Consider the following 12,604-nt stretch of genomic DNA (forward strand, 5'->3'; position numbering starts at 1 on the left):
GATCTAAACGGATTGAGGGAAACTGAAAAAGTATGCCAAAACTTTCTTATCTTCGCGCTTGATGCGGGACCGCAAAAACAAGCCTTATCGATCAGATATTTATATGGTCGGTTCTAATGCGATCCCACGTCAAGCGCAAAAAAGATTAAGTCACTGATTAACAAAGCTCCCAATTCTCACGATTTTCATAGGCATGAGAACTTTTTCTCACAAGCATGAGAATAAATACTCACAGGCATGAGAAAAAATTCCCATAGGCATGGAAAAACATATACTTAGGATTTACCAATCATATTCTTCTACATATTCATCATAGACCGGTTCGGCATCGACTCCATTGTTAACGAATATCTGCCGGATATACTCCTGTTCGGAAGGCGTAACATGACGTTCTTTATGGAGAATCCGGTAAAACATGCTTCGCCCGAAATAAGAATAAATCAGTCTTCTGACCGCAATCGCCTTTCGATAATTCAAGTTGTCAAACATACAGCTGATCCCCAATCCGTACACAGACAACTTATCAGCCTTGAAATACTGGCAATTCTTACCATCTAATGAAACATTATTCGGATTTATGACCGGTACGGAATGCCTGCTTGCCGGAATCCGGAGGGCAACTTGGTGGCGGAGACATTTATCAGCCATTTTACATTGCCCGCAAAAGCAGTGAGAAAAAGCGTAGGGGACGGATTCGTAATTAAATTCAGGTTTCATTTATTCTTCTTTTTATAATTATTATCAATCATTCCTTTACCGGTTCCAGCCCCATCTTCTCCGCCCGTTGCAGCATAAAGGCACGGGCTGCTTCATATTCGTTCGGGATCACGCCGTCGAGGATCGCATTCTTGATGGCTTCTTTCAGGACACCGACCGGCTGCGAAGGGGGAAGCCCGAACGTTTCCATGATCTCTTCACCCGTTACAGGAGGCTGGAAGTTGCGGACACGGTCTTTCTCTTCTATATCGGCGAGCTTGCTGCGGACTTTCCTGAAGTTGTTCAGGAAGCGGCGCACCTTTTCAGGGTTCTTGCTCGTGATATCCGCCTCGCAAAGTTTCATCAGGTCGTCTATATCGTCGCCCGCATCGAACAGCAAGCGGCGAATAGCCGAGTCCGTTACTTCATCGTCCGACAAGGCGATCGGACGCATATGCAGACTGACCATCTTCTGGACATATTTCATCTTCTCGTTCATCGGCAGCTTCATCTTACGGAAAATACCGGGGATCATCTTCTCCCCGATGAAATTATGATTATGGAACGTCCAGCCCAGGCGCGGGTCGAAACGTTTCGTCGTCGGCTTGGCTATATCATGGAAAAGAGCGCTCCAGCGCAACCACAGGTTATCAGTGGTCTTGCTCAGGCGGTCGAGCACCATCAAGGTATGGGCGAAGTTATCCTTATGCCCGATCCCTTCCTTCGTCTCCACCCCTTTCAGGGCACAAAGTTCAGGGAAGATCAGAGGCAACAACCCGCAACGATCCAGCAGATCGAAACCGACAGAGGGTTTCGGCGAAAGAACGATCTTATTCAATTCATCTACAATTCGTTCTTTTGAGATAATCGAGATACGTTCCTTATTCCGTTCGATCGCATCGAAGGTGTCGGGATCGATAAAAAAACCTAACTGCGTGGCAAAGCGGACGGCACGCATCATGCGCAACGGATCGTCGCTAAAGGTTATATCCGGATCGAGCGGGGTGCGGATCAGCAAATTGTCCATATCGGTCAAGCCATCGAAAGGATCGACCAGTTCGCCGTACCGGTCCTTATTCAGGCAAAGTGCCAGGGCGTTGATCGTAAAGTCGCGGCGGTTCTGGTCGTCTTCGAGCGTCCCGTCTTCGACAATCGGTTTGCGACTATCGCGCGAGTAGGATTCCTTACGGGCACCGACAAACTCCAGCTCCAAATCGCCAGCCTTCACCTGCGCCGTACCGAAGTTCTTGAATACGGACAAGTAAGCTCCCCGCCCCAACTTCTTCGCAACGGCTTTCGCCAGCTCGATGCCGCTCCCTACGGCAACGACATCAATATCTTTAGAAGGGCGATGCAGAAATATATCCCGCACATAACCACCAATCACGTATGCTTCAACCCCCAACTCGTCCGCTGCTTCCGAAATCAAATGAAACGGCTTCGCCGAAATATGTTTTAATATATCTTCTTGTTCTATGTACATAAAATTTGCTTATTAACAAATGATGAGTTATCGGTATAATATTAGGCACGGATTACACGGATTTCGCGGATAATATATTGATTTTAAATAAAAACCGTGTTAATCCGTGTAATCCGTGCCTAAAATAAATCTTCATTTGACCGGCAAAGATAACTAAATTCTTGCGGGGATGCTAATTCTCCCTTTTTCCAATATCATTTGCAACGAATAAGATAAAGTTTTGATTTCCAGAACAAGGATGGGCTTTTGAGAAATCATGTAACTTTTAAGGAAAGGCATTGGCATAAACAAACAGTGAACTAAGAATAATGAATGCCTTACATCTTACGATAAACATCCTTAAAAGGCACCCTGCAACGTTCGCCCCAAATGCCTTTATTTTCATCCCGTATTCCACAAGGAATAGCCATGTTTATTTCAGCACCATGAGGTAATTTCAATGTCCTTTTCAGCCGACGGCTGTCCAGCCCTTCCAAAGGGCAGGTGTCATAGCCTTCGTTTGCCATTGCAATCATAAACGTTTGCGCGGCAAGCGCACAGGATTTATGGGCTGTAACACGTATATCATTCTCGGAAACCTCAAGCATCATCGGACGGAAAATACTGATTATGTTAGCCAACAATTTCCTGAACAATCCAAGAATACCAAAGAACCGGGCATAGACAAAAGGCATCAATATGCCGTAATAGATTTCCCGGTCCTTAATACGTTTGGTCTGACGTTCTTTCGGACTGTGGCGACGAATGTTCTCCCGTTCGAAATCGAGTACGAATCGCGCATGTTTCCTGTACCAGTCACGCCGTACTACAAAAACGACGATTTGTGAAGCAGTAGAAGCGGCTTTCTGACCAAGGCAGTCCCTTGAAATTTTTGCCAATAGTTCGGGGTCCGTAATATGGTAAAATTCCCATAATTGCATATCCGAACTGTTAGGAGCCAATGTAGCCAGTTCCAAACAATGTTTTACCTTTTCCGTATCTATCTGTTTTTCTTTATCATACATCCGTACAGAGCGGCGATGATGGAGGACTTCATCTAAATTCATAATGATACTGATTTGAATTAAACATTTATTTCCGGCTGATTACTTCAGCCACTTATCATTGTTTATTTATTTAATTGCTGCATAACGACCTTCGCCATTTCTTTAGAACTGAATGGGTCTTGCCCGGTAATCAGATTTGTATCTACAACTACTTTTGAGGTCATAGGTATCAATGCTTTTTCGTAATCGGCTCCTCTCTCTTTCAGCAACGCTTCAAGATCGAAAGGTACTTCTTCTTTTCTTCTGGCAAGACTTTCCTCAAACCAACTGAATCCCGTCAGCTTTTTGCCTTTAATCATATATTCGCCATTGGATAGTCTGACATTCAACAGTCCACTGACACCATGACAAATGGCAGACACCATCTTACCGCTTTCATACTGTTTCTTTATGATTGCCTTTAAAGCTGCATTGTCTGGAAAATCATACATTGCACCGTGTCCACCGGCTAAATATACACAATTAAACCGTTGTTCCAACACGCTATCCAAACTATTTACATGATTCAGCATATCTTTGAATTCAGGCTTTTCCCAATACATTTTAGACATTTCATCCCAAAAAATCGGTTTTAAACTTTCGGGATCGATGGGAGTATGACCTCCTTTCGGACTGGCTACCGTTATATCATAACCGCTTTCTTTTGCACTATGATAGATATGAGTAAACTCACTAAGCCATAATCCGGTTGCGAGTTTCCCATTGGCAAAACTCCCTGTACTGGTAACAATTATTAAAATCTTCATGATAATCAAATTGTTGATTCATATTTTTCAAAATAAAACATATACATGGATTGATTGTTTCCTGAAGATATATTTTTTAACATGGCCCCAGGAATATATTTGATTGGCTTCGCTCCCGCTGCCCATTTTTCTCTAACCCCCTTGTCTACAACCTTCTTGCGCCCACCTGTCCTTATTCTCATTTTTTATCCTTATCTTTGATCTGCCTAATAAGAAGTAGACAATTAAACAAGTATCATAATGAAAAAGTCAGCAATCTGTATAGCACTTGCAGCCGTGGCATTGAGCGGTTGCAACAATGACGAAAAGAATGCACAGGCAAGGCTGGACAATGCCAGAAACAGGTATGAACGGAATGAGTTCTTTGCCGCCAAAAGTGAGATCGACAGCATCCGCATCCTGTACCCGAAAGAGCTCAAAGTGATCCGGGACGGTCTGACGCTGATGCGCCAAGTGGAACAAAAGGAGGCGGAACGCAACCTTGCTTTCTGCGACAGCCTGATCCCGGTCAAGCAGCAGGAACTGGAAGGGTTGAAGAAAGGTTTTAACTTCGAAAAGGATTCCGCCTATAACGAAATCGGCAATTATGTCTCCAAGCAGCAGACAATCGAACGTAACATCCAGCGTTGCTACATCCGTTCAGGTGTCAACGAAAAAGGGGAAATGTATCTGGCAAGCGTTTATTTCGGAGGCAAGCCCATCAATCATACCGGCATTAAACTGAGTACCCCGGACGGTCTTTTCGCCGAAACACCCGCCATCCCTTACGACGGGGGCCTGAACTACCACTTCAAGGACTTAGGGAATACGACCGAAGTTGTGACTTATCAAGGGGAAAAATGCGAAGATGCCGTTAAATTCATTTTTGCCAACAAAGGGGAACGCATCAAGGTCGAATATACAGGCGGCAAACCTTACATTCTCTATATTGCCGATGCGGATAAGAAAGCAATCGCCTCAACCTACGAACTGGCTGTCGTACTAAGCGACATCGAAAAGCTGACGAAAGAGAAGGAAAAAGCGATTAAGAAACTGGCTTATTTGGATAAGAAACTTTCGGGAGAGAAATAGGTCTTCTCCCGAAAATTACTAAAAAAGAAAGGCGGCTCCCTTTACAGGAGGCCGCCTTTTTGGTTATAAGATTATAGTTCTTATTTTACAATCACTTTGTAAGTGGTGTCACCTTCGATAGTTACCAGTACAATGCCGGATGTAGCAGGCATTGAGAAGTATTCAGAGCTTGCTCTACGAACACCGATTGTCTGTCCTAAGATATTAGACAACGTGATCTTTCTACCGGAAGCATTCGTTACGATAACCTGACCGTCATTACTGATTACCTTGATTTCAGATACGTTCATCTCTTCGTTGGCTGTCGGAGCGGAAGCGGTTTGTACTTCGAATGCGGCACTCGGAGTGGCTTGCATTACTGCAAAACCGTTTACAACGCCAACATAAGGCTTACCATTCGTTTTATTCAACTCTTTCTGGTTTTCCAGATAATAACCGCCTTCTTCAGCAGTCTTGAATGCGAAGAGAGCAGGGCTGTTTTTCATTGTTTTGATTGAATCATGAGAAATAAACATTGCATAAGTAGTAGCATCAATACCTGCTCTTGTCGTATCTTTAGCAGCTAAGTAATAGCGAATATCAGCTTCAGCTTTACCACCATTAGCAACACCAGAAGATATAAAATACAATTGTTTACCAGCAATTACCGTATCTTGTTCAACCCACAAGCTAAAGTTATCTGCTTCATAATTTGCTTTTGTAATTAGATTACCTTCATCTTTCATTTCAGCAAAGAAGTTCAGCGGATTCATAACTAAAGCATTGTTATTATAGGCCAAACGTTTGTGAGCACTTGCAAATAAAGCATATTCGGGAGCGTCAACGGCTTCGAGGTTTACATATGCAGCTTTATCTGACAGCTGTACACAAGAGGTATTGACATTCATACCAACATAATTGTCTTTTCCACCAATAGAAGTCAACATAGCATACTTCTCAGCGTTAGCATCAGAAATGAACGTGAATGATAAAGCAGACTTCGATTTAGAAAATTTCAGACTATCTGATTGAGCAGTTATCGTATCACTGTTAAACAAACCCTTCAGTTTATAAGAAATAACGAAAAGCTCATCTCCCAGTGTTGTTGCACCACCAGCAAGAACTGTATCGCTCGGAATCAGTTTAAAGATTGCTGCATCTTTAGCATCACCGGCTTTACCTTTTAAAATAGAATCTGTAGTATAAGCATAAATGTCACTTACTCCTGTTGTTCCTGAAACCAAGTTCAGCACATAACCGTTAGCATTCAATTCGTCTTCAGTAAAGTAGAGAGATCCTAAATATTTGTCTTTCAAATTGACAGCCTGCCAAGAAATCTTCACAGAGTCTTTACCAAACAAATAAGTATTTTCTTTTCCCTGTACAGCAAACACTTCACTATCTATGATCATCTTAGAATTTGATTGACGATCAACAACAGAATATTTACCGTTATTTTCCTTAATATACCACTGACCTCTCGCCAAATTAAGAGAAGGAACACTATCACCTCCCATAAAGGTATTCTCAGTCACATAATATTTACCATTATCAGCACCGGTACTTACCTTTTGCAAGAAGTAGACACCAGTACCAGTCGGGATTGTAACAGGAGTACCCTTTGATACTTTAATCAAAGGAAGTTTACCCTGCAATGGCTGAGCATCTGCGTCAAACTTAGAAACTGTTAAAACTTTTGTGCTACCGGTTTGAGCATAAACAACACGAACAGTATCACCCGCTGCTGTATTAACGTCTAAATTGTCATCAAAATCAGGGGCACCTGCTACAAACATCGCAATTGAATCATTCTGCAAATTGACAACAAACTTGAAATGCTGGCAAAGTTCATTCGGACGTAAAACTTTACGAGTCGAATCTAATGCAAATCCAGCGCCAAATACATTCTGCTGATTGTTAATCGTTGTTTTGAGCGTATCAACACCTAAAAACTTCTTAACCCCATTCGGATATGCTTCATCACCTTTAACCTGCAAAGTCATAAAACCTTTATCTCCAACAGAATTGGCAATTAGATCTTCACCTGTAAAGATATTTCCTTCATATTTCTCGCCGAAATTTAACTGAAAAGTACTGAAACCATCGCCAAGATCTTGTGGAGTCATCGTCATTGTATCAGGCTTAGTCACCGTTAGTTTCAATACTGAACCACCTTTAAATACAATACCTTTATCTGTATCTAAAGCCAATGTCATCGTTTTATCACCGTCTATAGAAGCACTTAAACTTTCACCATCAGTAAACTTCCATTTATTGATACCAGAAGCTAAAACAGGAGTTGTTTCCTGAGAAGCAGCAAAAGACAGAACTGCATTTGTCTTTTTATTCTTAAATTGATAAACTGTTCCAGCAGTTTCTGTTATCCCCGTAATTTCCCAAAGAGCAGAATCACGAGCTGCTTTATCTACTTTTTCAAACGAAGTGATTTCTTTCACTATTACAGAATCAGCCTTGTTTCCATCCAGAGACAAGTAATTATCGCCAGTCTTCAAGTAATAATAATTACCTGCAGTCCAATCTTTACTCGGAACATCACCTGCCGCACTTGCCGCAGTAAAAGTTCCTACCGTCATTAAGGCCGCAGCCAAAAGTGTAAATTTTTTATTCATATGCAAATTGTTTAATTATTCAATTCTTTAACAGAGGCAAAGATAGAAAAGTTCAGTTTTACAAAGTTATAATCTAATATAAAAGATACTTACATCCGGGCTTAATGTACAAAAACGTCACTATCCATGCCATAATAAAAAAGGCTCGCCACCAAAGTGACGAGCCGGGAATCATTTTCTCTTATAATCAAATAATAATACTAAAGTAATGAAATAAAGTTCTTAATATCTTATACTTATATCTTCCTTATTAATTATTATAATAATTGACAAAGATAAATCTTTTTGTTTAAAGTTCTATCCTTCAAAAGGACTCCTAACAAAACCTGTCGATTATTGAACGAATCCTTTTCTTTTCAGGACAAATCAGTTATCAGCCCGATGCACAGTAAGTTGCGGGAACGGGAAGTTGATGCCTTTTTCATTAAATGTAGCATAAACAGCCTGATTTATTCCGAAATAGACATCCCAATAATCCGAGCTTTCCACCCATACACGGACGACAACATTCACACTGCTGTCCGCCAATGCATGTAAGGCAATGAAAGGAGCCGGATCAGCCAAAATGCGGGAGTCACGGGCAAGGATCGTTTCGATCACCGCCTTTACCTTATCATAGTCTTCGCCATAATCGACACCGAACGTCCAGTCCACGCGGCGGGTAGCCTGCCGGCTGAAGTTCGTAACCGCTCCGCTACTCAACGATCCGTTCGGGATATACACCATTTTATTATCGGGTGTCGCCAGAATCGTGTGGAAAATCTGGATTTCCTTCACCGTACCGCCTGTGCCCTGTGCCTCAATATAGTCACCAACCTTGAAAGGCTTAAACAACAGGATGATCAATCCGCCCGCAAAGTTCGCCAGGTTGCCGCTCAAAGCCATACCGACAGCGACACCGGCAGAAGCGAGCAGAGCGGCAAACGAAGTGGTCTGCACACCCAGTGCACCGACAACCGAGATGATCAATAAAATAGTCAGGACAACATTTACCAAACTTCCGACAAAGGTCTTCACCGAAGGTTCGATATCCCGTTTCAGCAAAACCCGTTTTATCAGTTTGTTCACCAAGTTAATCAGGAGACGCCCGACTATAAAAACCAAAAACGCCTTGATAAGCGTCCATCCCAATGCCGCCCCTTGCGTCATCAGGGAATTAAAAATACCTTCCAAACCATGTGAAAAGTCTATTGCTGCTACAATCATAATTATTTGTATTTATGGAAATTCATACTTATTACATAACAGTCATTCTTTCTAAAAGTATTAGAAATTGTAGCAAAGGTATAAAGTTTTTTTATTCTAATAAAGAACCGATTTTATTATGTAGTTTTGCAATCGGTCAGATAACAGATATAAACGATAGAGAATGAGGACTTTCTTGATTATTATAGGTTTGTTCCTATTTATAGGGAATAGCTTTGCGCAATCATACGAAGAATTAATAGAGAAAAGCTACGACTTCGTAGATAAAGGCGACTTAGTGTCCGCAGAGGAGAGCCTGAAAACGGCCATGCGCAAAGAACCGGCCAACCCGCTGAACTATGCCCTGCTCACGAACCTCGGAACCATACAGCGCCGGCAGGGGAAGTTGCAGGACGCGCTCATCTCCTACACTTCCGCGTTGAGCGGCCATACCAAGAACATCACCATTCTCGAAAACCGGGCTTCCCTTTACACCGAACTGGGAGAAACGGAAAAAGCGTTGAACGATTATAACACGCTACTGATAGAAGATCCGGAACATCAAGAGGCGCTTTATTGTCGCGGGCTGCTCTATATACAGTTACAAAATTATATGTGGGCGGAACAGGACTTCGACAAGATCTTGGAAGTAAACGAGAAATCAGTCCGTGCCCGCCTCGGCCATGCCATCCTGGAAAAGATGCGCGGGAACTTTGACGAAAGCGAACGGATATTCAACTACCTCATCAGCGAAATGCCCCGCGACTGGGTGCTCTACGAAGGGCGTGCAGACCTGTATTTCATGATGGGCAAGAACGCACGCGCCATGGCGGATATAGAGAAAGTCTTTACCGAAAGCAAACCGACAGCCAACCTCTATGTACTGAGAGGCAAGATCAAACTGGCACAATACGAAAAAGAACGGGCAGCCATCGATTTCAAGAAAGCCGAATCGATGGGATATAATAAGGAAGTAATCAAGGAGTTGATGAAACTGGCCCAATAATAAGCAAACAAATATTTTCTAACAAACTTAAATCATCTTACTTATTATGCAGAAAGACGCTAAACGCAATTTTGCGCTCGATGTACTGCGGGTTCTGGCCTGCTACATGGTAATCCAGGTACACACCGGAGAGTTTTATTATATCGGTCCGGTCGGGGATGTGATAAAAGGGGAGAATGCTTTTTGGGTAGACCTTTATAACTCGGTCTGCCGTTCGGCTGTCCCTCTGTTCGTAATGCTGACCGGCTATTTCCTCCTTCCCGTAAAAGACGAACCGGCGCAATTCTTCCGCAGACGCTTCACCCGCGTAGTCATACCTTTTATATTCTGGTGCATCGCTTATTCATTCTATCAGTTCTTCCGGGGACAGGTCGACTTTGCAACCGCCTGTGTAAACATCCTCAAAATCCCTGTAAACTTCGGGACACAGGTGGGACATCTCTGGTACGTCTATATGCTGATGGGGTTGTATCTCTTCGCCCCTATCATTTCGCCCTGGTTAAAGACGGCTTCGCGAAAGAGCATCGAGCTGTATCTCGGTATATGGGCGTTTTCTTTGTGTGTGCCTTACATCCATCTGGTATTCCCGGAAGTATTAGGAGAATGTTTCTGGAACGGGACTCCGATGTTATATTACTTCTCCGGCCTGTTGGGATATATGATACTGGCTTATTACTTGCGGGTATACGCTTCCGAACGGAAAAGCTGGAACCTGCCGGTCGGCATCGCTTTGCTGGCAGTGGGTTATTTCATTACCTGGTACGGTTTCCACGAACGGTTATCGACAGCCGAATATGTCCCGCAGCTGGAAATCACCTGGGGATACGAGACTATTAATGTCGCAATGGTGGCAACGGGGATTTTCCTGTTGATTAAGAACATCCGGATCAAGAACCCGGATTCATCCTGCGGAAGGTTGGTTACGGATATATCGATTAAGAGTTACGGGATTTATCTGGTACATATCATGTTGCTGAATCTGTTTTATGACCTGTTGAACAGCCTGTTCGACAGCGCCATGATCAAGATACCGTTAATCGCGATCTGCACTTTCATCACTTCTTATTTAGTTATTAAGGCCCTTTCTTATCTGCCGAAGAGCAAATACATAATCGGATAAATATCTTTAGGCACGGATTTCACAGAGTTAGTAATCCGTGCCTAAATTATGTCAATTAGCAAGCGGGATTTAGTCTTGTCCCCTTACTTCTTCCCGATATAGTCGACAATCCATGCGCCGACCTCTTTCGTGCCATATTTTGCACCGCCTTCCACCTGGATTTCGGGAGTACGCACATTAGCGTCCAGCGAAGCATCCACAGCCTCGCGGATCAAAGCGCCCTCCGCCTTGCAACCGAAATACTCGAACAACATGGCTACCGAAAGGATCTGTGCCAACGGGTTGGCGATATTCAGTCCTTTAGCCTGCGGCCATGAGCCATGAATCGGTTCGAATACCGGAGTGCTTTCGCCTGTCGAAGCAGAAGGGAGCAAGCCCATGGAACCACTGATGCAAGAGCCTTCGTCGGTAAGGATATCGCCAAACGTATTCTCCGTCACCATGACATCGAAGAATTTGGGTTCCTGGATCATACGCATAGCCGCATTGTCGACATACATATAGTCGGTCTGAACCTCCGGATATAAGGGAGCCATCTCCTGCGCAATCTGGCGCCACAGGCGTGAAGAGGCCAGGACGTTCGCCTTATCGACCACTGTCAGATGTTTCTTACGCTGCATGGCATATTCGAAACCGACTTTCAAGATGCGCTCGATCTCTGGGCGAGTGTACATATTGGTATCGTAAGCCTTATCGTTATCCTGATATTTTTCTCCGAAATACATCCCCCCGGTCAGTTCACGGATGCACAAGAAATCCGCCCCGTCCACCAAGTCGGCCCGAAGCGGTGATTTGTGCAGCAGGCACTTAAAGGTTTGTACGGGCCGGATATTGGCAAACAAGCCCAGTTTCTTACGCATAGCCAACAATCCCTGTTCGGGACGCACTTTGGCTGTCGGATCGTTATCGAACTTCGGATCACCTACAGCAGAGAACAGCACGGCATCGGCCTTTTCACAAATCCGGTACGTTTCTTCCGGGAAAGGGTCGCCCACCTTGTCGATCGCATCAGCCCCGCAAAGAGCATATTCATAACGGACTTCGTGTCCGAATTTCTTACAAACGGCACTCATCACATCCACACCTTGTGCAGATATTTCAGGACCGATCCCGTCGCCGGGAAGTACTGCAATATTCAATTTCATATTCGTTTGTTATGTTATTAATCTCTTTTAAAATAGACATATTTAGGTTCTGTCGGGACGTAGTTCTCATCATCCCACAGCGAACTTGTAATCATCAGGTCGGCGCTATACCGATTACAAGCGATAGGCACGTTATGGACACGGCATTGGCGAAGCAACATCTGAATGTCGGCCTCGTGCGGTTGCGGGTTCAGGTCATCGATCAGGAATACGGCAAGGTCTATTTCCTTCCGCACGACCATCGCAGCGATTTCAGCATCTCCACCCAGCGGGCCGGAGTGCATGCAGGTGATATCCGCCGGAACCCCCTTTTCTTCCATTGCCTGGCGAACGAGGTTTCCGGTTGTTCCGGTACATACAATGTGATGATGGGAAAGAAATTCAGCATTGTGAACCGCCCATTCTACCATGTCAGCCTTCCGGTTGTCGTGCGCTACAAGCGCAATTGTTAACTTCTTCATAACTTCAATATTTAATAATTTGCCAATGTGCCAATG

At 43.8% G+C, this 12,604-nt stretch carries 12 protein-coding genes; 3 read left to right on the forward strand and 9 right to left on the reverse strand.

All coding sequences use genetic code 11. The features are described from left to right. Nucleotides 1-282: 282 nt before the first annotated feature. The 5 genes from ACPYIV_RS11280 to ACPYIV_RS11300 form a co-directional block, all read right to left on the reverse strand. A complete protein-coding gene (locus tag ACPYIV_RS11280; protein WP_425883047.1) occupies nt 283-717 on the reverse strand; it encodes a DUF6078 family protein in 435 nt (144 codons plus the stop codon). A gap of 28 nt (nt 718-745) precedes the next feature. After that, the gene (locus ACPYIV_RS11285; RefSeq protein WP_293739213.1) at nt 746-2,179 is read right to left on the reverse strand and encodes a CCA tRNA nucleotidyltransferase; all 1,434 of its coding nucleotides are present in this window, start codon (nt 2,177-2,179) and stop codon (nt 746-748) included. Between the two features lie 317 nt (nt 2,180-2,496). Further along, complete coding sequence (locus ACPYIV_RS11290) at nt 2,497-3,225, reverse strand: nitroreductase family protein (protein ID WP_425883049.1); 729 nt, start codon at nt 3,223-3,225, stop codon at nt 2,497-2,499. Between the two features lie 62 nt (nt 3,226-3,287). Next, nucleotides 3,288-3,971 carry a type 1 glutamine amidotransferase domain-containing protein gene (locus ACPYIV_RS11295; protein WP_370648525.1) on the reverse strand — a complete coding sequence of 228 codons (684 nt, stop codon included), beginning with the start codon at nt 3,969-3,971 and terminating at the stop codon, nt 3,288-3,290. A 5-nt stretch (nt 3,972-3,976) separates the two neighbouring features. Beyond that, entirely contained in the window at nt 3,977-4,153 is a 177-nt protein-coding gene (locus ACPYIV_RS11300) for a hypothetical protein (RefSeq protein ID WP_301704690.1), read from the reverse strand. Between the two features lie 58 nt (nt 4,154-4,211). Here ACPYIV_RS11300 and ACPYIV_RS11305 point away from each other — a divergent pair, with 58 nt between their 5' ends. Beyond that, entirely contained in the window at nt 4,212-5,042 is an 831-nt protein-coding gene (locus ACPYIV_RS11305; protein ID WP_425883052.1) for a hypothetical protein, read from the forward strand. An 80-nt stretch (nt 5,043-5,122) separates the two neighbouring features. On the opposite strand, the gene ACPYIV_RS11310 is transcribed toward ACPYIV_RS11305, so the two are convergent. Together ACPYIV_RS11310 and ACPYIV_RS11315 are read right to left on the reverse strand one after the other, a co-directional pair. Then, complete coding sequence (locus tag ACPYIV_RS11310) at nt 5,123-7,651, reverse strand: DUF6383 domain-containing protein (RefSeq protein WP_425883054.1); 2,529 nt, start codon at nt 7,649-7,651, stop codon at nt 5,123-5,125. A 366-nt stretch (nt 7,652-8,017) separates the two neighbouring features. Next, nucleotides 8,018-8,857 (reverse strand): mechanosensitive ion channel family protein, encoded by an 840-nt coding sequence (locus ACPYIV_RS11315; protein ID WP_370648526.1) that lies wholly within the window; start codon nt 8,855-8,857, stop codon nt 8,018-8,020. A 163-nt stretch (nt 8,858-9,020) separates the two neighbouring features. Between ACPYIV_RS11315 and ACPYIV_RS11320 the strand changes: the two genes are divergently transcribed. Both ACPYIV_RS11320 and ACPYIV_RS11325 read left to right on the forward strand, forming a co-directional pair. Continuing rightward, nucleotides 9,021-9,842, forward strand: a complete 822-nt coding sequence (locus tag ACPYIV_RS11320) for a tetratricopeptide repeat protein (RefSeq protein ID WP_293731756.1) — start codon at nt 9,021-9,023, stop codon at nt 9,840-9,842. Nucleotides 9,843-9,888: 46 nt separating this feature from the next. Next, a complete protein-coding gene (locus ACPYIV_RS11325) occupies nt 9,889-10,962 on the forward strand; it encodes an acyltransferase (protein ID WP_293731755.1) in 1,074 nt (357 codons plus the stop codon). An 83-nt stretch (nt 10,963-11,045) separates the two neighbouring features. Here the strand turns inward: ACPYIV_RS11325 and leuB are convergent, their stop codons facing one another. Together leuB and ACPYIV_RS11335 are read right to left on the reverse strand one after the other, a co-directional pair. Continuing rightward, nucleotides 11,046-12,107 (reverse strand): 3-isopropylmalate dehydrogenase, encoded by a 1,062-nt coding sequence (leuB, locus tag ACPYIV_RS11330; protein ID WP_293731754.1) that lies wholly within the window; start codon nt 12,105-12,107, stop codon nt 11,046-11,048. A gap of 17 nt (nt 12,108-12,124) precedes the next feature. Beyond that, a complete protein-coding gene (locus ACPYIV_RS11335; protein ID WP_293731753.1) occupies nt 12,125-12,568 on the reverse strand; it encodes a methylglyoxal synthase in 444 nt (147 codons plus the stop codon). Between the last annotated feature and the right edge of the window lie 36 nt (nt 12,569-12,604).

The organism is Parabacteroides vesiculifaciens, from assembly GCF_049860805.1.
Classification (GTDB): Bacteria; Bacteroidota; Bacteroidia; order Bacteroidales; family Tannerellaceae; genus Parabacteroides.